Annotated in this window: 18 protein-coding genes and 1 tRNA gene; 10 read left to right on the top strand and 9 right to left on the bottom strand. The window is 72.0% G+C overall.

Features of this window, described 5'->3' with window-relative positions:
* The first annotated feature begins 102 nt into the window (after nt 1-102).
* Nucleotides 103-1,398: a sensor histidine kinase gene (locus ACIP89_RS21040; protein WP_402116110.1), complete on the top strand. Its 1,296-nt coding sequence runs from the start codon at nt 103-105 to the stop codon at nt 1,396-1,398.
* A 2-nt stretch (nt 1,399-1,400) separates the two neighbouring features.
* Nucleotides 1,401-2,042, top strand: a complete 642-nt coding sequence (locus ACIP89_RS21035) for a response regulator (RefSeq protein ID WP_401933239.1) — start codon at nt 1,401-1,403, stop codon at nt 2,040-2,042.
* On the opposite strand, the gene eno is transcribed toward ACIP89_RS21035, so the two are convergent.
* Entirely contained in the window at nt 2,039-3,388 is a 1,350-nt protein-coding gene (eno, locus tag ACIP89_RS21030; RefSeq protein WP_402116108.1) for a phosphopyruvate hydratase, read from the bottom strand. The genes ACIP89_RS21035 and eno overlap by 4 nt on opposite strands.
* A gap of 235 nt (nt 3,389-3,623) precedes the next feature.
* Between eno and ACIP89_RS21025 the strand changes: the two genes are divergently transcribed.
* Both ACIP89_RS21025 and ACIP89_RS21020 read left to right on the top strand, forming a co-directional pair.
* On the top strand, nt 3,624-4,067 hold the full coding sequence (locus tag ACIP89_RS21025) for a MarR family winged helix-turn-helix transcriptional regulator (protein WP_402116106.1): 444 nt from the start codon (nt 3,624-3,626) through the stop codon (nt 4,065-4,067).
* The gene (locus ACIP89_RS21020) at nt 4,064-4,597 is read left to right on the top strand and encodes an NUDIX hydrolase (RefSeq protein ID WP_402116105.1); all 534 of its coding nucleotides are present in this window, start codon (nt 4,064-4,066) and stop codon (nt 4,595-4,597) included. Before ACIP89_RS21025 ends, ACIP89_RS21020 begins: the two co-directional genes overlap by 4 nt.
* 83 nt (nt 4,598-4,680) lie before the next feature.
* Here ACIP89_RS21020 and ACIP89_RS21015 read toward each other — a convergent pair whose 3' ends face one another.
* Nucleotides 4,681-5,700, bottom strand: a complete 1,020-nt coding sequence (locus tag ACIP89_RS21015) for a helix-turn-helix transcriptional regulator (protein WP_402116103.1) — start codon at nt 5,698-5,700, stop codon at nt 4,681-4,683.
* Nucleotides 5,701-5,762: 62 nt separating this feature from the next.
* Between ACIP89_RS21015 and ACIP89_RS21010 the strand changes: the two genes are divergently transcribed.
* Complete coding sequence (locus ACIP89_RS21010) at nt 5,763-6,356, top strand: TIGR03086 family metal-binding protein (RefSeq protein WP_402116101.1); 594 nt, start codon at nt 5,763-5,765, stop codon at nt 6,354-6,356.
* A 737-nt stretch (nt 6,357-7,093) separates the two neighbouring features.
* Here ACIP89_RS21010 and ACIP89_RS21005 read toward each other — a convergent pair.
* The 3 genes from ACIP89_RS21005 to ACIP89_RS20995 all read right to left on the bottom strand — a co-directional run bounded on the left by ACIP89_RS21005 (nt 7,094) and on the right by ACIP89_RS20995 (nt 9,148).
* The gene (locus ACIP89_RS21005) at nt 7,094-7,687 is read right to left on the bottom strand and encodes an HAAS signaling domain-containing protein (RefSeq protein WP_402116099.1); all 594 of its coding nucleotides are present in this window, start codon (nt 7,685-7,687) and stop codon (nt 7,094-7,096) included.
* Complete coding sequence (locus ACIP89_RS21000; protein ID WP_401924049.1) at nt 7,674-8,075, bottom strand: PadR family transcriptional regulator; 402 nt, start codon at nt 8,073-8,075, stop codon at nt 7,674-7,676. The genes ACIP89_RS21005 and ACIP89_RS21000 overlap by 14 nt, the downstream gene beginning before the upstream one ends.
* Before the next feature lie 323 nt (nt 8,076-8,398).
* Complete coding sequence (locus tag ACIP89_RS20995; RefSeq protein WP_402116097.1) at nt 8,399-9,148, bottom strand: SDR family oxidoreductase; 750 nt, start codon at nt 9,146-9,148, stop codon at nt 8,399-8,401.
* Between the two features lie 145 nt (nt 9,149-9,293).
* Between ACIP89_RS20995 and ACIP89_RS20990 the strand changes: the two genes are divergently transcribed.
* From ACIP89_RS20990 to ACIP89_RS20970, 5 genes are all read left to right on the top strand, one after another.
* A complete protein-coding gene (locus ACIP89_RS20990) occupies nt 9,294-9,920 on the top strand; it encodes a TetR/AcrR family transcriptional regulator C-terminal ligand-binding domain-containing protein (protein ID WP_402116096.1) in 627 nt (208 codons plus the stop codon).
* Nucleotides 9,921-10,208: 288 nt separating this feature from the next.
* Nucleotides 10,209-10,625 carry an SseB family protein gene (locus ACIP89_RS20985; RefSeq protein ID WP_402116094.1) on the top strand — a complete coding sequence of 139 codons (417 nt, stop codon included), beginning with the start codon at nt 10,209-10,211 and terminating at the stop codon, nt 10,623-10,625.
* Nucleotides 10,622-11,278, top strand: coding sequence for a hypothetical protein (locus ACIP89_RS20980; protein WP_401924059.1), 657 nt, complete (start codon nt 10,622-10,624; stop codon nt 11,276-11,278). Before ACIP89_RS20985 ends, ACIP89_RS20980 begins: the two co-directional genes overlap by 4 nt.
* Before the next feature lie 2 nt (nt 11,279-11,280).
* Nucleotides 11,281-15,999: a putative T7SS-secreted protein gene (locus tag ACIP89_RS20975; protein WP_402116092.1), complete on the top strand. Its 4,719-nt coding sequence runs from the start codon at nt 11,281-11,283 to the stop codon at nt 15,997-15,999.
* A gap of 2 nt (nt 16,000-16,001) precedes the next feature.
* Nucleotides 16,002-16,259, top strand: a complete 258-nt coding sequence (locus ACIP89_RS20970; RefSeq protein WP_401924063.1) for a hypothetical protein — start codon at nt 16,002-16,004, stop codon at nt 16,257-16,259.
* Nucleotides 16,260-16,389: 130 nt separating this feature from the next.
* Here the strand turns inward: ACIP89_RS20970 and ACIP89_RS20965 are convergent.
* The 4 genes from ACIP89_RS20965 to tmk form a co-directional block, all read right to left on the bottom strand.
* Nucleotides 16,390-16,463, bottom strand: a tRNA-Thr gene (locus ACIP89_RS20965).
* A 119-nt stretch (nt 16,464-16,582) separates the two neighbouring features.
* Nucleotides 16,583-18,127, bottom strand: coding sequence for an alpha/beta hydrolase (locus tag ACIP89_RS20960; protein WP_402116091.1), 1,545 nt, complete (start codon nt 18,125-18,127; stop codon nt 16,583-16,585).
* A 100-nt stretch (nt 18,128-18,227) separates the two neighbouring features.
* Nucleotides 18,228-19,433 (bottom strand): DNA polymerase III subunit delta', encoded by a 1,206-nt coding sequence (locus ACIP89_RS20955; RefSeq protein WP_401924213.1) that lies wholly within the window; start codon nt 19,431-19,433, stop codon nt 18,228-18,230.
* A 249-nt stretch (nt 19,434-19,682) separates the two neighbouring features.
* Complete coding sequence (gene tmk, locus ACIP89_RS20950) at nt 19,683-23,036, bottom strand: dTMP kinase (RefSeq protein ID WP_402116089.1); 3,354 nt, start codon at nt 23,034-23,036, stop codon at nt 19,683-19,685.
* Nucleotides 23,037-23,061 lie beyond the last annotated feature (25 nt).

The following is a 23,061-nucleotide window of genomic DNA, read 5'->3' as shown; positions in this document are numbered from 1 at the left end:
ACATCGCAGCGAGGGGGAGTCCTCGTGGTGGAGGTAGCTCCACCACGGGAGTCGAGAGGGCTGGGTGGTCCGGGCTCCCGGACGCGTCCTACCGTTCCCCCCATGCCCTCCTCTCCCGGCCTCCCGCAGGCACTGCGACAGCGCCGCTACGTACTCGGCGGGTGGCCCTGGCGGGCCGCGCTCTACCTGCTGACCAGCGTGCCCCTCGGCATCGCGACGCTCTCCGCGCTGCTCCTGCTGACGGTCGCGGGCGGTGCGCTCTCGGTGGTCCTGATCGGGATACCGCTGCTGCTGACCCTGGTGCTCGCGGGCATTCCGCTGGCCGCGCTGGAACGGCGCAGGCTGCGGCTGCTCGACCCCCGGCCGCTGCCCCCGGCACACCGCGAACCGGACGGCACCGGGCTGTCGTCCTGGCTGCGCACCCGGCTCCAGGAGCGTTCCACCTGGCGCGAGTTGGGTTACGCCCTGCTCTTCGCCCTGGTGCTGTGGCCGCTGGAGGCGCTGGCCGTGGGGACGGCCCTCACGGTCTGCGGCGGGCTGATCGCGGCGCCCGTGATGCTGGCGGCGAGCGGCGGCGAGGAGGTCCGGGTGCTCAAGATCTGGCTCGCCCACTCCTATCCGCCCGCCTTCGCGGCGCTGCTCGCCGGGGTGGTCCTGCTGCCGGTGTTCGCGTATCCGCTGGGGCTGCTGGCGGCCGGCCGGGCGATGCTGACCCGGCAGCTGCTCGCCCCGCCGGAGGCCGGACTCGATTCCAGGCTGCGGGAGTTGGGCCGGTCCCGGATGCGTCTGGTGGACGCCTTCGAGGCGGAACGGCGCCGGATCGAACGCGATCTGCACGACGGCGCCCAGCAACGGCTCGTCGCCCTGTCCATGACGCTCGGCCTGGCCCGGCTGGAGAGCCCCGCGCAGCCGCTGGCCGGGCTGCTGGCCAAGGCCCACGAGGAGGCCGGTGCCGCCCTGGTGGAGATCAGGGAGCTGATCCAGGGCATCCACCCGCGGGTCCTGACCGACCGGGGGCTGCGGGCCGCCGTGGAGGACGTCGCGGACCGCTCCGTGGTGCCGGTGGACGTGGATCTCGACCTGCCGGAGCGGCTGCCCGAAGCGGTCGAGACCGGGGTCTACTTCGCGGTCTGCGAGGCGCTGGCCAATGCCGCCAAGCACAGCGGGGCGGAGCGGGCCCGGGTGACCGGCCGCACCGAGCGGGGCCGGCTGGTGGTGGAGGTCTCGGACGACGGCGCGGGCGGCGCGGTGACCAGCGGCGGAACGGGACTTGAGGGGGTGGCCGACCGCCTCTCGGTGCTCGGCGGCCACCTGCTACTGTCCAGTCCCCCCGGCGGGCCCACGGTGTTCCGGCTGGAGGTCCCCGCCCCGTCCACGCCGTCGTCCGGGAGGACCTGACCGTGCGGATCGTACTGGCCGAGGACAGCGTGCTCCTGCGGGAGGGACTGGTCGGCCTGCTGGAGCGGTTCGGGCACCGGGTGGTGGCGGGAGCCGGAACGGCCGACGAGCTGATCGCGGCCGTCACCGAGCACCGCCCGGACATCGTCGTGACCGATGTCCGGATGCCTCCGGGCTTCTCCGACGAGGGGCTGCGCGCCGCGGTCGAACTGCGCACCCTCCAGCCGGACCTGCCCGTTCTCGTACTCAGCCAGTACGTCCAGCGCGCCTACGCGGAGGACCTGCTCGACTCGGCGGACGGCCGGGGCGTCGGGTATCTGCTCAAGGAACGGATCGGCCACGTCGAGGAGTTCATCGACGCCCTGCACCGGGTCGCGGCCGGGGACACGGTGGTGGACCCCGAGGTGGTCCGCCAGCTGATCCGGCACCGCCGGGACCCGCTGTCGCGGCTGACCGCCCGCGAGCAGGAGGTGCTGGCCCTGATGGCGGAGGGCAGGTCGAACGCCTCGATCGCCGCGGCGATGACGGTCAGCGAGGGCACGGTCAGCAAGCACTTCGGCAGCATCCTCGGCAAGCTCGACCTGTCGCTGGACGACACGACGAACCGCCGGGTGCTGGCGGTACTGGCGTACCTGCGCGGTTAGCGGCTGCCCTGCGGAGTGGCGGACGGGACGGACGGAGCGGACGGGTCCGGCCCGGCGGACGGGGTCGCGTATCCGTAGACCGCCGAATCGCCCAGCTCCTCCTCGATCCGGATGAGCTGGTTGTACTTGGCCGTGCGGTCGGAGCGGGACAGGGACCCGGTCTTGATCTGCCCGCACCCCGTGGCGACGGCCAGATCCGCGATGGTCGTGTCCTCCGTCTCGCCGGAGCGGTGGGAGATGACCGCCGCCCACCCGGCCCGCCGCGCGGCGTCCACCGTCCCGAGCGCCTCGCTCAGCGTTCCGATCTGGTTGACCTTGACCAGGACCGCGTTCCCCACCCCGGTACGAATGCCCTCCCGCACCAGCGCCTCGTTGGTGCAGAACACGTCGTCCCCGGTCAGCTGGCACCTGGCCCCGACCCGCGCCGTCAGCTCGCGCCACCCGTCGAGATCGTCCTCCGCCATCGGGTCCTCCACCGAGACGATCGGGTACGCGTCGATCAACTCGGCGAGGTAGTCAACCTGTTCGGCGGACGTCCGCCGAACACCCTCGCCCGTGTACACGTAGGCACCGTCCCGGTAGAACTCCGACGAGGCCGGGTCCATGACGAGGCCGATGTCCGCGCCGGGCCGGTACCCGGCCCGCTCGACCGCCGCCATGACGAAGTCGAGCGCCTCCTCGGCCGTGCGCAGGGCGGGCGCGAAGCCGCCCTCGTCGCCGACGCCCGTGGAGTGACCTGCCGCCAGCAGATCGCGGCGGAGCGTGTGGAAGACCTCGGAACCCATCCGGACGGCCTCCGCGAACGAACCCGCGCCCACCGGCGCGATCATGAACTCCTGGAAGTCCAGCGGGTTGTCGGCGTGGGCACCCCCGTTGACGATGTTCATCATCGGCACCGGCAGCACAGCGGCCCCGGCCCCGCCGAGGTAGCGGTACAGCGGAAGCCGGTGCGAGACGGCGGCGGCCTTCGCGGCGGCGAGGGAGACCCCGAGCAGGGCGTTCGCGCCGAGCCGCGCCTTGGCGGGCGTGCCGTCGAGCGCGACGAGCGCGGCGTCGAGGCCGGCCTGGTCATCGGCATCGCGCCCGGTGACGGCGTCCGCGATCTCGCCCTTCACGTGAGCCACGGCCCGGTCGACGCCCTTGCCGTGCCAGCGCCCGGGGTCACCGTCCCGCAGTTCCACCGCTTCGCGGGCTCCGGTGGAGGCGCCGGAGGGGACGGCGGCGCGGCCCAGGGATCCGTCGGCGAGGACGACATCGACCTCGACGGTGGGGTTGCCTCGGCTGTCGAGGACTGCACGGGCGGTGACGTCACGAACGGTGGTGGTCTCAACTGTGTTCACGGGCATGGGATTTCCTTCCCTTGTCGCCTGCCGGACCCTGGCTGCGACGACGCTGGCGCTCGGCCCGACACATGAAAACTGTACAGCATTGCTGTTCAGTCATGCTGTACAGCGATGCTGCTCAGCCTCTCTGCACAGCAATGCTGCTCAGCATGTCTGTGCAGCACAGCTGTTCAGCTCGGCTGCTCAGCTCGACTGTTCAGTTATGCTGCGCGACGGCGTTTCCGGGTTAAAGTGCCCTATGCCGACCCCGGAAGCCGCCACCGTCGCCACCGAACTGCGTACCGCGATGGGCAAGCTCAGCCGGCGCGTGAAGCGCGAGGACCTGATCCCGGTCGGGCAGATCGCCGTGCTCGGCGTGCTGGACCGCGACGGCGCCATGACCACCAGCGATCTCGCGTCCGACCAGCGCGTACGCCCGCAGTCGATGGCCCGCGCGGTCGGCCTCCTCCTCGATCAGGGCCTGGTCACCCGCAGGTCCCACCCGACGGACGGACGCAAGACCCTGGTCGAACTGTCGGACGCCGGCCGGGTCGCGCTGGAAGCGGAACGCGGCCGCAGGGCGGGCTGGCTGGCCCTGGCCATCGAGGCCGAACTCTCGGACGAAGAACGCAGGTTGCTCGCGCGCAGCGCGGCCCTGATGGAACGGCTGGCCGCCCGCCAGGGCCTGCCCGGACCGTCATGAGCGCGCCCGGTCACGGCGGCGGGGACGGCCCCGGCCCCGGTGCCGGCGTGGCCGTGGACGACGGCGTCGAGTTCCCGGTCCCGGCGGAGGGCGAGGTCTGGGCGGTCGGCGCGGTCGTCCTCGACCGGGACGGCAGGGCCTTCGCCCAGCGGCGCGGCCCCCACCGGCGGCTGTTCCCCGACTGCTGGGACATCGTCGGCGGCCACGTGGAGCCCGGCGAATCACTGCTGGCCGCCCTCGCCCGCGAGGTCGAGGAGGAGACCGGCTGGCGCCTGCGCCGCGTCCGCCGCCTCTTCGGGATCACCACCTGGACCGGCGACGACGGGGCCGGTACGCGGCACGAGGCCGACTACCTCGTCGAGGTCGACGGCGATCTGCGCCACCCCGCCCTGGAGTGGGCCAAGCACACCGCCTACGACTGGTTCGGCCCGGACGACCTCCCCCGCCTGACGGAGAACCGCGCCCCCGGCGAACACTTCATCCACGACCTGATCGCGAAGGCCCTGCGGGATCACCCGGCCGGATTCTGAGCGGCCTCCGCGTCCGGGGCCGCGTCCATATCCGCATCCACATCCGGGGCCGCGTCCACATCCGCATCCGTGGCCGCTGTCGGCTACCGCTCCACGTCCGCGTCCACGTCCACATCCACATCCACATCCACATCCACATCCGGGGCCGAGTCCGCATCCGGGGCCCCGTACACGGAGGCCAATTCCGCAGCCAGTTCCGCGAGCCTGGCCCGTGTGCCCGGCGGGCCAAGGACCTCCACCCCGGCGCCCAGGCCCGCAAGTTGGGCGGCCAGCACCTCCGGCGTCGGGCCGTTCACCTCGATCTGGAGCCGCCCGTCCGCGCCCACCGCAGCGATCCGCAGCCGGCCGCCGAACAGCCGCCGCAGGACCGTCTCGGTCCCGGGGTCCGCGAGGGCCCGCGCCGTCACCGCGTGCATGCGGTCCTCCACCGGCCCGGCGAGGGAACGCCAGGCCGTGGCGAGGTCGAACCCGTCCGGCCGCACGACGGGTTCCCCGGTCGGCTCGACGGACGTGACGCGGCTGAGCCGGAAGGTCCGCAGGCCGCGCTCGGTGTCCGCGACGAGATACCCGACGCCCGCCTTGGACGCGATCCCGAGCGGATGCACCGTCCGCTCGCCCCCGGGCCTGCCGGGACCCGCGTAACCGAGCCTGACCTGCACCCCGTCGATCACCGCCCGCTGGAGCGCGTCGAGCCTGGGCGCGTCGGCGGTGACCTCGGTCCGCGACCAGTCGGTGGCGTCGACGACCCCGGCACGTACCGCCGCCTCCGCGCCCGGACGCAGGGTCGCCGGCAGGGCCCGTACCAACTTGCGCAGAGCGGTACGCAGTTCGGGCGTCGCGGCGGAGGGCCCGGCGAGCAGGAACAGGGCGCGGCTCTCGTCGGCGGTCAGCCCGGTGAGGTCGGTACGGGCTCCGCCGACGAGCGACCAGCCGCCGCCCCGGCCGCGCTGGGAGTAGACGGGAATCCCGGCGGTGGCCAGCGCCTCCAGATCGCGGCGGGCCGTGCGTTCGGCCACGCCGAGTTCAGCCGCGACCTCAGCGACGGTCACCCGGCCGCGCGACTGGAGGAACAGCAGCAGGGCCACCAGACGGTCAGCTCTCATGCCCGTCATTCTCCTGTTCTAAGTGGCCAGAAGATGGCCGCTTTGGCTTCCAGGATGAGGTCATGACCAACAACGCCACCACGCACCCCACCGACACCCGCACCGCTCTCTGGAAGGCCGTCGGCCTGGCCGGAACAACCCTTGCCGCCCTCCCCCCGGAGCAGCTGGACGGCCCGACGCCCTGCCCCGACTACACCGTGCGGCAGCTCTCCGGCCACCTGCTCGCCGGGCTGCGCAAGGTCGCCCTGATCGGGCGCGGCGGCGACCCGCTGGACTTCCCGGTGATCGCGGACGACGTCACCGACGCGGACCGGGCGACGGCGTGGGAGAGCGCCGTCCGCGAGGCCGAGGACGCGTGGTCGGACCCCGCGATCCTGAGCCGCCCCCTGCGCCTGCCGTTCGGCACCCTGCCCGGGGCGGCGGCCGCCACCGTGTTCACGACCGAGTTCACCCTGCACACCTGGGACCTGGCGAAGGCGGTGGGCCTGCGCCCCGCCTGGGACCCGGCGGTGCTGGCGGTTTCACTGGCCGCGATGCGTCGCGCCCTGCCGGCCGAACCGCGCGGCGGCCGGGTTCCGTTCGGGGCCGTGGTGGAGACGGGCGCGCATGCCGAGGACATCGACCGGCTCGTCTCCTGGTACGGCCGGAAGCCGTGAACGCGGTCCCCGGCGCGGAACCAGCGCCAACCGCCCGTCAACCGGAGGACCCGACCGCACGATCGCCGTGACCGGAGCACCGGAAACGCAGGACGCCCGCTCGTCCAGGCACTCGCCGCAGTCGGCCCGGCCGTGACGGCGGTACCGACGGGACGGCCCCGGCAGACCGGTCCGCCGGGGCCGCCCCGGCGGTACGGCACGACAGCGCGGTCGCCCGCCCCGGCAGCCTGCGCCCCGGCGGTTCGCCCATGACCGGGCGGACTCGGTACGCGACCACCGGACCGTCGCGGCGCCGTTCGGGGATGTGGAACTGCCGGTCACCGACCCGGCCGGCATCGCCGAGACCGCCGCCGCGGCACTCCACGAGGACGGCCGTGCGGGGAACACGTACGAGCTGACCGGACCGGCTCTCACCACACCCCGGCAACGGGCGCGGGACCTCGCGGAGGTACTCGGGAGGTACTCGGGAGGTACTCGGGAGTACTCGGTGAGCCGGTCGCGTTCGTCGAGCAGAGCCGCGACCAAGCCAGTACGGAGATGCTGCGGCTCATGCCCGAGACGGTGGCCGCGACGACGCTCGCGATCCTCGGCGAGCCCACCCCCGCCGAGCAACGGATCAGCCCCGCGGCCGAACAGCTCCTCGGCCGTCCGACCCGCACCCTCCCTCACCGAGTGGGCGGGCCGGAACATCGGGGCCTTCGAGCAACAGGCCTCCGGACAACCGGCATTCAGCTAGGTCACGGACGCTTGGTCCGCCACAGGTATCCGATTCCGGCCAGCACCAGGACGAACGACAGGGCGATGGCCAACGCGCGCTGCGCCGGGTCCGCGGCGCTTCCGTCGGTGGGAAGGACCAAGTAGTGCCACCAGAGCTTGATGACGATGGGGAGGATGAAGGTCAGCGTCACCGCGGTCCACTTCTCGCCCCGGGTCCAGTAACGGGCACGGAAGATGATCACGACGCCGACGACCAGGCCCGCGAAGGCCATGTCGACCAGGACGATGCCCGGGGCCAGGTAGGGCAGGACGGTGCCGACCAGCATGAGAACCAGGGGCAGCCACACCGGAGAACGGCGCCTCCCCGGCTTCCGGGGCTTCGCGCCCGCGCCAGCACCTTCGCCCAGCTCCTGGAACGCCGTCGCGGCGATCGCGCGGGGGTCACCCATCTCGTCCAGGATCTCGCGGGTACTGCCGGGACGTTCGGCGAGCGCGACCTCGATGTGCTCGCCGAGGTCGGCTATGAGTTCCTGGCGGGCGGTCGGCGGCAGAGTCGACGTCTCGCGTTCGACCGCCGCGAGGTAGTCCCGCACGAGCGTTTCATCGGTCTTCAAGAGTGTGCCCTTCCAGGTGCGCGCCGAGCTCCTTGCCCGGCGTGAGGAGTCGGTCGACCGCGCCGCGGAAGCCGGGCCAGATCGCGGTGAACTCCGCGAGCGCGGCCCGTCCGGACCCGGACAGTTCGTAATAGCGTCGCGGCGGACCGGACGTCGACTCTCGCCAGGTGGTGATGACCAGCTCGTCCCGCCGCAACCGCGACAGCAGCGGATACACGGTGCCCTGGCCGGTCGCCAGGGCTCCGGTCGCCTGAAGCTCCCGGAGCAGTTCGACGCCGTACTTCGGCTCGTCCCGCATCAGGGCGAGAACGCAGTACTCCAGCACTCCCTTGAGCAGCTGGCTTTCGGCCTTGCCCGAGATCCGGCGCCTTGCCTCACCTGGTTCCATGCATGGCAATGTACCAGGCGAAGCACCTCACCGAGGAGCCTGCGGGCCACCCCTCCCCTTCGGCCCTTCACGCCTTCCGGACCCCCGTGGAACCCGCCGAGGAGGGTCGCGCGGCTTCCTGCCCGGATGAGCGGCCGGGTCAGCCCGCGGAGGTCGGGCGAAGAGCCGGTAGGAGGGGAGCCCGGCTGGGAGACAACGGATTCGCGCGTGGGCCGGGAGCCCTGGAGCCCGAAGCCGGGAGCCAGGAACCCGGTGACCAGCGACCCCGACCCCGACCCCGGGCCCGGACCAGCGGCCAACGGCTAACCGTCACCGGCCGACCGTCAGGCGATACCGCCGTTGGCGAACAGCACCTGGCCGTTGACCCACCGCCCGTCGGGGCCGGCCAGGAAGGCGACGGTGCCCGCGATGTCCTCGCCCGTGCCGAGCCGGTCCAGCGGGGAGGCGGCCGCGATCCGCTCGACCAGCTCGGGGCTCTTGCCCTCCAGGAAGAGCGGGGTCGCGGTCGGCCCGGGGGCCACGGCGTTGACGGTGACGTCCCGGCCGCGCAGTTCGCGGGCGAGGATCAGGGTCATCGCCTCGACCGCCCCCTTGCTCGCCGCGTAGGCGGCGTACGTGGGCTGCTGGAGCCTGGTGACCGAAGTCGAGAAATTGATCAGCGCTCCGCCGGGGCGCAGCCGCCGGGCGGCGAACTGCGAGACGACGAACGTGCCGCGCACGTTGACCCGGTGCATCCGGTCGAAGGCATCGAGGTCCATCTCGGCCACCGGCGCGAGCAGCATGATCCCGGCGGTGTTGACCACCACATCCACCCCGCCGAAGCGCTCCTCCGCGGTGTCGAACAGGGCCGCCATCTCCGCCTCGTCCGCGATGTCGCCGGAGGCGGCAACGGCCCGGCCGCCGGCCTCCTGGATCGAAGCCACCACCCTTCCGGCACGCTCCGGACCTCCGGAGTAGTGCACGACGACCGCCATGCCCCGCGCGGCCAGCGCGGCCGCGACGGCGCCGCCGATACCGCCGGATCCCCCGGTCACGATCGCCACACGGGTGGCGGACTCCTCAACGGTGGCCATAGCCACCTCCCTCTCGTCTTTGTGGACAGTGAGTACACTAACCACATATGGACACATCGTCCATATAGATATGGCCAGTGAGTCCATATAATCCGTCCCAGGGCCGCTCCCACCGGGTCGGCCACGCCGGACTAGGAGCAGACACGTGGAGCGATCAGAGGCCGAGCGGACCGATCCGCTCAAGCCGGGGCGCGGACGCCGCCGGGCGGAGGACGTCCGCCGCGCGACGCTGACCGCGGCAGCCGAGCTACTGCTCGCCGAGGGAGTCCACGCCCTGACCTTCTCGAAGGTCGCCGCCCGCGCGGGCGTCAGCAAGATGACCCTCTACAAGTGGTGGCCCTCCCCCGGCGCCCTGGCCTTCGACGCCTACTTCGACACCTTCAAGGAGACCCTCGCCTTCCCCGACACCGGCGACATCGGACGGGACCTCACCACACAACTGCACAGCTTCGTCGACCTCCTGGACCGCAACGGTCCCGTCATCGCCGGGATCATCGGAGCCGCCCAGGGCGATCCCGGCCTGGCGGAGGCGCTCTCGACCCACTACGTCATCCAGCGCCGCGCACTCGCCGTCGAACGACTCGCCCGTGCACAGCAGTTGGGCCAGATCCGCGCGGAGGCCGACCTGGAGACGATCGTCGACCAGCTCTGGGGCGCCGTCTACCACCGGCTGCTGATGCCCGCACAACCGCTGAGCAGAGACTTCGCGGACCGGCTGATCGCCAACCTCCTCCAAGGCGTCGCCCCGCACCCGGCGGACCCGGCGACCTGACCGTCGGAGCCGACGATCCGCCGAGCGGAATCGGCAACCTGACGATCGGAGCCAACGACCCGCCGAGCGGACCCGGCAATCTGACGATCGGACCCGGCGACCTGACGGGCGATCGGGGCCGGCGGTCGCCACCGCAGGGCCGCAACAAGCCATCCCGCCAGCACGTTTCTCCGCCGATAGTATTTTCGAGGCCAATCGGCATCGAGCAGCGCGTCGTGAGAACCGGCGCCGCCATGCCGCGCGTCGTGAGCTACGGCGCCATCAAGTCGCCTACGAGGGGGAGGGCCCGTGGAGCACACAAGGGAAGCGCTGGCCGAGCGCATCGCCGAGCGCAGAAGCGGTGTTGGTGACCCGCGGGCGTTGGTGGGTGAGATGCGGCGTTCGCTCCTTCTGGTGCCGGTGGCTGATGAACGCCTGTGGTCGGTGCGGATGGGTGGGGTGCGGTGGATCTGCGGGTTCACCGATGAGACCGCGTTGGCCCGGTTCGCCCTGCACCACGGTCCGGGGGACCAGTCGATGGATTACGCGGCGCTGCTGGGTGCCCGCATCGTCGATGAGATCGTGCCCGCGCTTGGCGAGCCCGCGGGCCTCGCCGTCGATATCGCGACCGAGGACGGGTCGATGTTCTTCCCGCCGGTTGTCGGGATCGTTCCGGAGGCGGTCGCCGTGGATGCTGGTGAGGGCGTCGAGGGGGCGGGCCGGTGAGTGGCGACGGGGCGGATCTGCATCTCGACAAGGAGTCGGTCACCAAGTTCACCAAGGGGCTGAACGCGACGATCGACGAGCTGGGTGATCTGGGTGGTGCGACGGGTTCGGTGATGGGCAAGGGTTTCTCGTCGTTGGCGATCACGGGGATGGAGGCCGGGCATCACGGGGTGTCGGTCGACTTCGAGGACTTCTGTGAGCGCTGGGAGTGGGGGGTGCGTGCCCTGGTGCGGGATGCCAGCGGGCTCGCGGACCGGCTCGGTCTGGCGGCGGGTACGCAGTGGGAGAACGATCAGTACATCGCGGGCACCCTCAAGGTGGGTGCCAATGCCGTGTTCGGCGGGAATCCGCACGCGAGTGAGGAGGAGATCGCCAAGCAGGACTGGGGTGACATCTTCACGCCGGATTACCTGGACCCGGACTTCAGCCCGGAGTCGTTCGAGAAGGCCGGCCAGGACATGGGCCAGACCTGGAAGGACACCGGCCGCACCGTCCTGACCGAGGGCTACGGCGGACGGCAGTCCGACCTGTTCAACAACGCGCTCGGCGTCTCCGACGAGCAGTTCGACCAGAGCCTGGACGACACGTTCGGTCCGTCGCCGGAGGAACGCGCCCAGCAGGCGCAGCAGCAGGGCGAGTCGGGGGACAACTGACTGTGGGTATAGGCGACTTCATCAGTGACATCACGCCCGATTCGGTCGAGGACGCGATCGAGGACGGCGTCGAGTGGGCCGGTGACCGGGTCGAGGACGTCGGGAACTGGACGGCCGACCGGCTGGACGACGTCGGCTGGGAGTCCGGGGCGGACTGGGTGCGCGAGCAGTCGCGTTCGGTCGCCAACCGGATGGGCGCCGAGGTCGACGAGATGGACCTCGGGCAGACCGAGGACAAGACCAAGCTGATCTACGGCAGCACGGGCAAGCTCGACTCCACCGTCTCCAAGCTCCGGGCGTTCCAGGCGGCCTTCGACAGCACCGGCGACGGGTTGAAGGGGCTCGACTCCGGTCAGCTCAAGGGCGAGACGGCCGACGCGCTGCGCACGGCGGTGGGTACCCAGCCCGCCAAGTGGTACGCCGCGGCCGACGCCACCAGCAAAGCCCTCGGGGCTCTGGATTCGTTCGCGTCCACGGTCACCTGGGCGCAGGGACAGGCGCAGATCGCGATCGACAAGTGGAAAGAGGGCGTCAAGGCCTCGGAGACGGCTGCGGACGCGCATCGTAAGAAGGTCGACGACTACAACAAGGCGGTCGACCGCTACAACGCCAAGCCGTCGGACAAGCGTGATCCGGCCGAGCTGCCGCCCCGGCCCGCCTCGACGTTCGAGGACCCGGGCAAGAAGCTGATGAAGGATGCGCAGGACATCCTGGCCGAGGCGCGTGAGCAGCGGAACTCGGCTGCTCAGACCGCCCGCACGGCGATCGGCGCGGCCCGTGACATGGCGCCGAAGAAGCCTTCGTACTCCGAGCAGTTCGGTGACGGGTTCGAAGAGGCGCAGATCATGGGGATGCATCTGGACGGCGGCATCATCAAGGCCACCGCGGGCACCCTCAACTTCGTTCGCGGCCTGAACCCGATGGACCCGTACAACCTGACGCATCCGGCCGAGTACGTCACGTCCCTGAACAGCCTGGCCGCGGGTCTGGTGGTCGCCGCGAACGACCCGACCGGCACCGGCATCCAGCTGGCCAAGGACTTCATGAAGGACCCGGCCGAGGGCCTGGGCCGGCTGATCCCCGACATCGCGCTGACCGTGGCCACCGGAGGCGGCGGCGCCGCGGTCAAGGGCGCCCGCGTCGCCGAGGAGGCCGCAGAGGCCGCCCGGCTGCGCCGGCTCGTGGACGACGTACCGGAAGGCACCCACCGCCGCCCGGACGGGGAGCGCGTCAGCGAGGGCACCGACCCGGTCGACCTGGCGACGGGCCGGATGTATCTCCCCCAGACCGATGTCACGATCCCCGGCATCCTGCCGCTGGTGTTCACCCGCCGCACCGAGTCCGGTCTGGCCGTCGGCCGTTTCCTGGGCCCGTCCTGGACGTCCACCGTCGACGAACGCCTGCAAGTCGACGCCATCGGCGTCCTCCACGTCACCGCCGACGGCCTCCTGATCCACTACCCGCACCCGGTGCCCGGCGCGCCCACCACACCGGAGTCCGGCGCGTCCCGCACCCTGCTGGCCCGCGACGGCAACGGTGACTACACCATCACCGACCCGGACAGCGGCCTCGTCCTCGACTTCGACGCCCCGCCGGGCAGCGAACCCGGCGGCGACGGTGTGGCGTGGCTGTCGGACATCACCGAGCGCAACGGTCACAGGGTCACCATCGACCGTGACGAGGACGGCCTGCCGCTGGCCCTGGCCCACTCAGCGGGCCACCAGGTCAACCTGTCCACCGCCAACGGCCTGGTCACCGCCCTGTCCCTGGCCGGTGCGGGCGAGGACGGCGCGGACCTGCCGCTGATGAGCTACGGCTACCAGGACGGCAACCTCACCACCGTCCGTAAACCGTCCGGCGCCACCACCACCTTCCTCCACGACGACCGCCACCGCGTCACCGCGTGGATCGACTCCAACAACAGCCGCTACGACTACGTCTACGACGACCAGGACCGCGTCATCGCAGAGGGCGGCGAGGCCGGCCACGTCCGCATCACCCTGGCCTACACCGATCCGGATCCGGAGACGGGCCACCGCACCACCGCACTCACCACCGCCGACGGCCACACCACCCGCCACGTCTTCGGCTCCGGCTGCCGCCCCCTGGCCGTCACCGACCCGCTCGGCCACACCACCCGCTTCACCTACGACCCACGCGGCAACCTCCTCACCCGCACCGACCCCCTGGGCCGCACCACCGCCTTCGCCTACGACGAGGACAGCCGGCTCATCTCCGTGATCCGCCCCGACGGGAGCGAACTGAGCACCGTGCGCGGCCGGTTCGGTCTGCCGGTGGAGGCTGTCGGGGCGGACGGCACTCGCACGGTCAGTGAGTTCGACGAACGCGGCAACCGCATGGCGGCCACCGACCCGGCCGGCGCCACGACCCGCTACACCTACGACCGCGAGGGCCGGCTCACCTCGGTCACCGACGCACTCGGCGCCACGGCCCATGTGGTGTGCGACGCCGCGGGCCTGCCGGTGAAGGTGACCGACCGGGCCGGCGCCGTCATGCTCACGGAGCGGGACGCCCTCGGCAGACCGGTCCGCACCACCGATCCGGCGGGCGGCATCACCCGCCTGGAGTGGCACGCCGACGGGCAGCTCGCCCGGCGCACCGGTCCGGACGGCGCCACGGAGTCTTGGACGTACGACGGCGAGGGCAACCCGCTGACCCACACGGACGCGTCCGGCGGCGTCTCCCGCTCCGAGTACACCCACTTCGACCTGCTGGTCGCCCGCACCGGACCGGACGGCGCCCGCTACGAGTTCGAGCACGACAACGAACTGCGCCTCAACCGCGTCACCAGCCCCCAAGGCCTCTCCTGGGCCTACGAGTACGACGCCGCCGGCGACGTCGTCTCCGAGACCGACTTCGACGGCCGCACCCTCACCTACCGGCTGGACGCCGCCGGCCAGGTCGCCACCCGCACCGACGCCCTCGGCGGGACCATCTCCTTCGAGCGCGACCAGCTCGGCCAGGTGATCGGCAAGGATGTCGACGGCCAGGTGACGACCTACACCTACGACCGGGCCGGACGCCTCCTGGAAGCGACCGGTCCGGACACCGAACTCCGGTACCAGTACGACCGGCGCGGACTCACCAGGACCGAACTGGTCGACGGCCGCGCCATGAACTACGCCTACGACCTCCTGGGCCGCCGCACGCGCCGCACCACACCCACCGGTCACGTCACCTCGTACACCTACGGCGCCGGTGGCCGCCCCCAGCACCTGAGCAGCGGCGAGCACCGGATCGACTTCACCCACGACGCCGCAGGCCGGGAACTGTCCCGCGTCTTCGGCGACACGGTCACCATGACGTCGGCCTGGGACGAGGCCGGAAGGCTCTCCGAGCAGCACATCACCGCCGGAGCCCGCTCCGTCAACAGCCGCACCTACTCCTACCGCGCCGACGGCCACCTGACCTCCGTCGCCGACCGGAAGTCGGGCACCCGCACCTTCGACCTCGACCCGGCGGGCCGCGTCACCGCCGTCCACGCCAGGAACTGGACGGAGCGCTACGCCTACGACGACGCCGGCAACCAGACCTCGGCGTCCTGGCCCTCCCGCCACCCCAGCAGCGAGGCCACCGGCTCCCGCGCCTACGCCGGAACCTCCATCACCCGCGCCGGAGACGTCCGCTTCGAACACGACGCCCTCGGCAGGATCACCCAGCGGCGCAAGACCCGCCTCTCCCGCAAACCCGACATCTGGCGCTACACCTGGAACACGGAGAACCGCCTCACCTCCGTCACCACCCCCGACGGGACCCGCTGGCGCTACCGCTACGACCCGCTCGGCCGCCGCACCGCGAAACAGCGCCTCTCGGCCGACGGCGAGAGCGTCGCCGAGGAGACCCGGTTCACCTGGGACGGCCTGAACCTCTGCGAACAGACCACCCACCACCCGGACACCCCGCACGCGGTCGCCCTCACCTGGGACCACCAGGACGCCGTGCCCCTGGTCCAGACCGAACGCATCCTCAGCGCCGACGACCGGCAGACCGAGATCGACCGCCGCTTCTTCGCCATCGCCACCGACCTCATCGGCACCCCCACCGAGCTCATCGACGAGTCCGGCGACATCGCCTGGCGCTCCCGCTCCACCCTCTGGGGCACCACCGCCTGGTCCCGCAACAGCGGCACCTACACCCCCCTCCGCTTCCCCGGCCAGTACTACGACCCCGAGAGCGGCCTCCACTACAACCTCTTCCGCCACTACGACCCCGAAACCGGCCGCTACGCCTCCCCCGACCCCCTCGGCCTCGCCCCGGCCCCCAACCCCGTCGCCTATGTGGACAACCCGCTCCGCTGGACGGACCGCCTGGGACTGGCCCCGGACTACATCCCGATCTACCGGACGCCCAAGGGCGCGCACGCGCAGTACGAACTCGACCACGGCCCGAATCCGGCCAACCACCAACCGGGCGTGGACATCGGCGGAGGCATCATCTCGGACGGGAAGATCTACTTCGGCGAACGCTCCGTTGCGGCCGAGTACGCTGGGCCGACGGGCGTCAACTTCGCCAAGGGAATGGTGAAGTACGAGATGCACCCGTCGTTCCTGGAAGAGTTCGGCGAGCACGCGAAGGTCATCGACCGGAACGGCCCCAACGGGGCGGTGCGCCTGGAGTTCGAGATTCCCGTGGAGAAGCTGGACCGGTTCACCGAGCTCACACAGAGACGTAGTTGGATTTCGATATTCGGAGGACCCTGATCATGTTCCAGGATCATCAGGAACTCGATGTGACCGTGACCGCGGTCGCTCCGGTCGGCTCGCGGGTAGAGGTCGACGGCGAGACCGGATTCATCGACCAGCTGAAGCACCCCTCCTGGTGGGACGAGAACTGCGCGCCCCCCAAGCCCGGGGACCGGCTGCACGTCGTCGTGCTCGACGCGAGCCGGGAGCAGCCCCGGTTCAGCGCACTGCAACGGGACATCGACATCGCCCGCCGCCTGCGGGGCACCGGCGCGTGAGCCCGCCGCAGCCCCGCACCGGGACCCGGCCCACGGACAGCTCGATGGACAGCTCGACAGTGCCCCTTCGCGCGTGCGGTGCGCATGAAAAAGCCCCAGGTCACGGCGAGTGAGTCCTGGGGCTGATCCGAGCCGCCTTCGGGATTCGAACCCGAGACCTACGCATTACGAGTGCGTTGCTCTGGCCAACTGAGCTAAGGCGGCACGCGCTGCCACACCATGGTGCGATCAGCAGCGGGCCCAAGTCTACACAGTTTCCGAGGGTGCTCCGTACCGCCCTGATGCCGGGGCGTAGGCGCAGGTCAGCGGGGTGGTGGCCGGGGTCAGGAGCAGGTCTTGCCGTCGCTCGGCGGGGTGCCCTCCAGGAGGTAGGTGTTGATCGCCGTGTCGATGCAGTCGCTGCCGCGGCCGTACGCCGTGTGGCCGTCGCCCTCGTAGGTGAGGAGGGTCCCGGAGCTGAGCTGGCCGGCCAGCGACTTCGCCCACTTGTACGGGGTCGCCGGGTCCCGGGTGGTGCCGACCACCACGATCGGGGCCGCGCCCTCCGCCTTGATGCGGTGCGGGGTGCCGGTGGCGCGGACCGGCCAGTAGGCGCAGTTCAGGGAGGCCCAGGCGAAGCCCTTGCCGAAGACCGGGGAGGCCTTCTCGAAGGTGGGTAGCGACTCGGTGACCGCCTTGGAGGTGGTGAAGGCGGGCGGGAGGTCGACGCAGTTCACGGCCGCGTTGGCGTACATCAGGTTCGCGTACGTGCCGTTGGGCTCGCGCTCGTAGTAGCTGTCCGCCAGCGAGAGCAGGCCGGAGCCGTCGCCCTTCCCGGCGGCCGTGAGCGCGTCACGGAGCTGGGGCCAGGCCGTCTCGTCGTACATGGCGGCGATGACCCCCGTGGTGGCCAGGGACTCCCCGAGCCTGCGGGAGTCACCCGTGGCGATCGGCTTGGCGTCGAGACCGGCGAAGAGCCGCTTCAGCCTGTCCGCGGCGTCGGTGGCGGACGTGGTGCCGAGCGGGCAGCCCGACTTCTTCACGCAGTCACCGGCGAAGGACTGGAACGCCGTCTCGAACCCCGCGGTCTGGTCGCGGTTCATCTCGACCGAGGGGAGCGACGGGTCCATCGCGCCGTCGAGGACGAGCCTGCCCGCCCGCGCCGGGAAGAGCTCGGCGTACGTCGCACCCAGGAAGGTGCCGTACGAGGCCCCGACGTAGTTCAGCCGGTCGTCGCCGAGCAGCGCCCGCAGGACGTCCATGTCACGCGCCGTCTCCACCGTGGAGACGTGTGGCAGGACCTTCGCGGAGCGCTGCTCGCAGCCCGTGGCGAACTTCTTGAACGCACCGCTCAGCGCGGTGACCTCCCCGGCGTCGTCCGGCGTCTGGTCGACCTGCGTGTAGGCGTCCATCTGCGGACCGGTGAGGCAGGTGACGGGTTCGCTGCGCGCCACCCCGCGTGGGTCGATGGCCACCATGTCGTACCGGGCCCGCACCTGGGCGGGGTAGCCGACCGCGGCGTAGCCCTGGAGATACTCGATGGCCGATCCGCCGGGCCCGCCCGGATTCACCAGTAGCGAGCCGATCCGCTTGCCGGGCCCGGTGGCCTTCTTTCTGGAGACCGCCAGCTTGATCTCACCGGCGTCCGGCTTCGCGTAGTCGAGCGGCGCCTTCATCGTCGTGCACTGGAATCCGGTGACGCCGCAGTCCCGCCAGCTCAGGTGCTGTGCGTAGTACGCCTTCAGCGCAGCCGGGACCGGAGAGGCGGTGGCCGCAGGTCCGGATGACGAGGCGCCCGTCGTCGAACTTCCGCTGCTGCAGCCGGAGATGAGGAGGCCGGCAGTGCCGAGTGCGATGGCGAGGGTGCGGAGCGGGCGCCTGGTGTCCATGTCCGGAGCGTAGCCGCCGGGTGACGACTCGCCCGATTCTCACCTCATACGGGTGATTCGGCGTGCCTCGGCTGCCAGGTCAGCCGCTGGGCCGCAGTGGTCAGCCCGCCCGCAGCGCCATCGTCATGGCCTCCACCGCGAGCAGCGGGGCCACGTTGCGGTCCAGCGCCCGGCGGCAGGCGGTCACCGCCTCGATCCGGCGCAGGGTCCGCTCGGGCGTGGACGAGCGGACGACGCGGTCGAGGGAGTCCTGCGCGTCGGCATTGGCGATGGCGATCCGCGAGCCCAGCTGGAGGGCGAGCACATCGCGGTAGAAGCCGGTCAGCTCGGTGAGCGCCAGATCGAGGCTGTCGCGCTGGGTACGGGTCCTGCGGCGCTTCTGCTTGTCCTCCAGGTCCTTCATCACCCCGGCGGTGCCGCGCGGCATCCGGCCTCCGGCGGACGCGCCCAGCGCGGCCTTCATGTCCTCCGTCTCCTTGACGTCCACGTCCTCCGCGACCTGCTTCGCGTCGTCGGTGGCGGTGTCGATCAGCTCCTGCGCGGCCTTGAGGCAGCCGCCGACGTCCTCGACGCGCAGCGGCAGCCTCAGGACCGCCGCGCGGCGGGACCGGGCCCGCTCGTCCGTGGCGAGGCGGCGGGCCCTGCCGATGTGGCCCTGTGTGGCACGGGCGGCGGACGCGGCCCGCTCCGGGTCGATGCCGTCCCGCCGGATCAGGACATCGGCGACCGCGTCGACCGAGGGGGTGCGCAGCGTGAGGTGGCGGCAGCGGGACCGGATCGTGGGCAGCACGTCTTCGAGCGAGGGCGCGCAGAGCAGCCACACGGTGCGCGGTGCGGGCTCCTCGATCGCCTTCAGCAGGACGTTGCCCGCGCCTTCTGTGAGGCGGTCGGCGTCCTCCATGACGATGACCTGCCAGCGCCCGACGGCCGGCGAGAGCTGGGCGCGGCGGACCAGCTCCCGGGTCTCCTTCACGCCGATGGAGAGCAGGTCGGTGCGGATCACGTCGACATCGGCGTGCGTACCGATGAGGCTGGTGTGGCAGCCGTCGCAGAAGCCGCAGCCCGGCGCCCCGCCCAGTGCGCGGTCCGGGCTGGTGCATTGCAGAGCCGCCGCGAAGGCCCTGGCGGCGGTGGACCGTCCGGAGCCGGGCGGGCCGGTGAACAGCCACGCGTGGGTCATCTTCGAGCCGGGCGGCACCGGCTCTCCCGCCGAGATGGCGGTGACCAGTACGTCGGCGTCCCTGGCGGCGGCGCCGAGCTGCTCCTGCACCCGGTCCTGGCCGACCAGGTCGTCCCATACGGACATGGGGCACCGCCCTTCCGGTGGTGGTCGTGGCTCTCGCTGGTCGGCGGCCGGACGCGGTGCGCGTCAGGCGTCGATCCGGCTTCCCATTGTGAGGGACGGGTCTGACAACCCCGCCACACGCCCGGGACGGAGGAGCCCCGGAAGCACGGGAGCCCCGGACATCCGGGGCTCCCGTACGACCGGATCAGTACCGGATCACGTACCGGCGGGTCACGTACCGGCGGGTCAGGTACCCGATCGCATACCGGATCAGCGGCGCGGGCGCCGGCCACGGCCCCGGGGGGCGGGGCCCTCGTCGTCGTGGTCGCCGAGCAGTTCGTCCGCCAGCGTCGGCAGATCGTCCAGCGGGGTCTCCTCCGCCCAGTCCGGGCGGGGCCGGGACGCCCGGCCGGAGCGCTCCTGCTGGTCCGGGGCCGGCTGCTGGGGCGCGTTCGGGTCGGTGATCTGCGGGAGCTCGCGGGTGCGCTCGTTCTCGCGCTCCGGTACGGAGCCCTCCGGGTGCTCGTCCCGGAAAAAGCCCCTCGGTACCCGGTCGGCCGGATCGGCGTCCCGCGCGGACCCGCGGCCCGTGTCCCGTACCGGCGGGAGCACCGTCGTCTCGTCCATCGAGCCCGCCGCGTCCCGGCCACCGGAGGACTCGTCCCGGTCCGTGAACTTCGGGATCATCGTCGTCTCGGCCTCGTCGGAGGGCCAGGTGTCGGACGAGGACCGCGACCGGGAACCGGAACCGGAACGGGTGGAACCGGACGACGGATCCACCGGGGAGGGAACCGGCTGGGTGACCTCGTTCGGGTTGACGATCGGAGTCGGCACCGTCAGCTCGTTGTCCGGCACGGACGACCCGGACGCCCGGGACGACCCGGACCCCTGGGACGAGCGGGACTCCCGATGTTCCTGGGACTCCCGATGTTCCTGGGACTCCCGACGCTCCTGGGACTCCTGACGCTCCCGGGAAGCCCGCGCAGCCGCCTCCGCGGCTTCCGCCTCCGCCGCGGCGGCCTCCGCACGCGCGGTCTCGGCCGCGGCGGCCGACTCGGCCTCGGCCTGGCGGCGTGCCGCCTCTGCCCTCAGCAGCGACTCCTCGGCCTTGCGCTGCTTCTCAAGGCGCAGCGCCTCCGCCTCCTTGCGCAGCCGCGCCTCCTCCTCGGCCTGCTTGCGCAGTCGCGCCTGCTCGGCCTCGCGGGCCGCTTCCTCGGCCTCCAGCCGGGCCCGCTCCTCCTCCGCGATCCGGCGGGCCTCCTCGGCGCGCTGCCGGGCCTCCTCGGCCTGGCGCTCAGCCTCGCGGCGGCGCGCTTCCTCCAGCTCCTGGCGCTTGCGCTCCTCCTCCTCGGCACGGAGCCGGGCGAGCTGCTCCTGCCGCTCACGCTCCAGGCGCTCCTCCTCCGCCTTGCGCGCGGCCTCTTCCTCGGCGAGGCGCCTGGCCTCCTCCTCGGCAGCCTTGCGCGCCTCCTCCAGGGCCTTGATCTCGGCCTCGGAGAGCGGAAGGAGCTGGTCGAGCCGGTGCCGTACGACGGAGGTGATCGACTCCGGCTGCTGGCCGGCGTCCACCACCAGGTAGCGCGTCGGGTCGGCCGCGGCCAGCGTCAGGAAGCCGGACCGCACCCGAGCGTGGAACTCGGGCGGCTCGGACTCCAGCCGGTCGGGCGCCTCGGTGAACCGTTCACGCGCGGTCTCCGGATCGACGTCCAGGAGCACCGTCAGATGCGGTACGAGCCCGCTCGTCGCCCAGCGCGAGATCCTGGCGATCTCGGTCGGCGCGAGATCGCGGCCCGCGCCCTGGTAGGCGACCGACGAGTCGATGTAGCGGTCGGAGATGACGATCGCGCCGCGATCGAGGGCCGGGCGCACGACGGAGTCGACGTGCTCGGCGCGGTCGGCGGCGTAGAGCAGGGCCTCCGCGCGGTTGGAGAGCCCGGCGGAGGACACGTCCAGCAGGATCGACCGCAGCCGCTTGCCGACGGGGGTGGCGCCGGGCTCCCGGGTGACGACGACCTCGTGGCCCTTGGCCCGGATCCACTCGGCGAGCGCCTCGACCTGAGTGGACTTGCCGGCTCCGTCGCCGCCCTCCAGGGCGAGGAAGAAGCCGGTCGCGGCGGGTGCGACGGCCGGATCGCCGCCGCGCAGCGCCTCGCGCAGATCACGGCGCAGCGGCACTCCGGACCGGTCGTCCGTCTTCGCGAGGACGATCGCGGCGACCGGCAGCAGCAGGGCGCCGATCAGCATCAGGGTGAACGCCGCGCCACCGTGCGCGAAGACGAAGTCCCCGGCTGTCAGCCGGTGCGTGTCTATGGCGGCGGCGACCAGCGGGCCGCCGACCGCGCCGAGCGCGATCAGCACCCGGACGACGGCCTGGAGGTGTTCGGTGGTCCGGACCCGGCGGGAGTCCTCGGTCTCCTGGTCGACGAGGATATGGCCGGTGTTCGCGGCGACGCCCGCCGCGTATCCGGCGAGCACGGCGATCAGGACGACGGTCGCCGTGTCCGGGACCAGGCCCATGGCCAGCAGCGCGACGCCGGTGACGGCGGTGGCCAGGGAGAGCAGCCGTCGCCGCGACAGCGCCGGCAGCACCTTGCCGGCCGTGCGGATACCGGCGCCCGTACCGCCGGTGAGGGCGAGGACCAGCAGCGCGAGGGTGACGGGGCCGCCGCCCAGGTCGGTGGCGTGCAGTACGGCGACAGCGCCCGCGGCCGCGATGGCTCCGGCGACGGCGGCGCAGGTCCCGACGATCAGCGGCATCGCGCCGGTGCGGCCCTTGTCCGGCCCCTGGCCGGTGGACGGCCGGCGCAGCCCTTCGAGCGGGGAGCGCGGCCGGGGCGTGGGGGTACCGGGCAGTTCCAGGAAGTACACGATGGAGATGGAGGCGGAGAACAGCCCGGCCGCGACGTACGAGCCGAGGGCCGCCTGATGGAAGGAGAACCAGTCCAGGCCAGAGCCCAGCAGGTTCCCGATCAGCGTGGCCACCAGCAGCACGGCCGCGGCGGCGGGGACGGCGGCGAAGTCGGTGCGCAGGAAGAGCCGGCGCAGCGGTTCGAGGTGGTCCGGCAGCGGGCGCACGGCGGCGCCCTCGATGGGTGGGGCGGGCAGCAGGGCGGGAGCGGCGCTCTCCTTGGCGATGCGCCACAGGCGTTCGCCGATGCCGGTGACGAAGACGGTGATCAGGATCATCATGAGCGCCCGGTCGGGCGTCCAGTCGATCCACAGCGGCGCGACGACCAGCAGCGCGAGCCGCAGCCCGTCCGCCCCGATCATCAGCCACCGCCGGTCGATCGGCCCGCCCGGCGCCGTCAGGGTCGTCAACGGCCCCAGGAGTACGGCTCCGAAGAGCAAGGTGGAAATAATCCGGGCACCGAACACGGCGGCGACGGCAAAGGCCGCCCCGCGGTATCCGGATCCGAATGAGCCCTCAAGGACCGCCGCTTGCAGCGACAGCAACACCAGCACGAGAAGGGCGAGTGCATCGCCGGTACCACCGACGAGCTGGGCGCTCCACAACCGCTTGAGCGGGGGGATGCGCAACAGGGCTCGTACGGCGCGCTCGCGTGAGTCTGCGGCAAGTGTGTCGGAGGTGGGGCTCACGACCGTTGGCTGCTCGGCTCGCGTCATCCGCCCAGCCTATCGGGAGCGAACC

It is taken from the genome of Streptomyces sp. NPDC088730, assembly GCF_044751215.1.
GTDB lineage: Bacteria > Actinomycetota > Actinomycetes > Streptomycetales > Streptomycetaceae > Streptomyces.
Note: the sequence above shows the minus strand (reverse complement) of the source record. Positions and strands in the feature narration are given on the sequence as shown.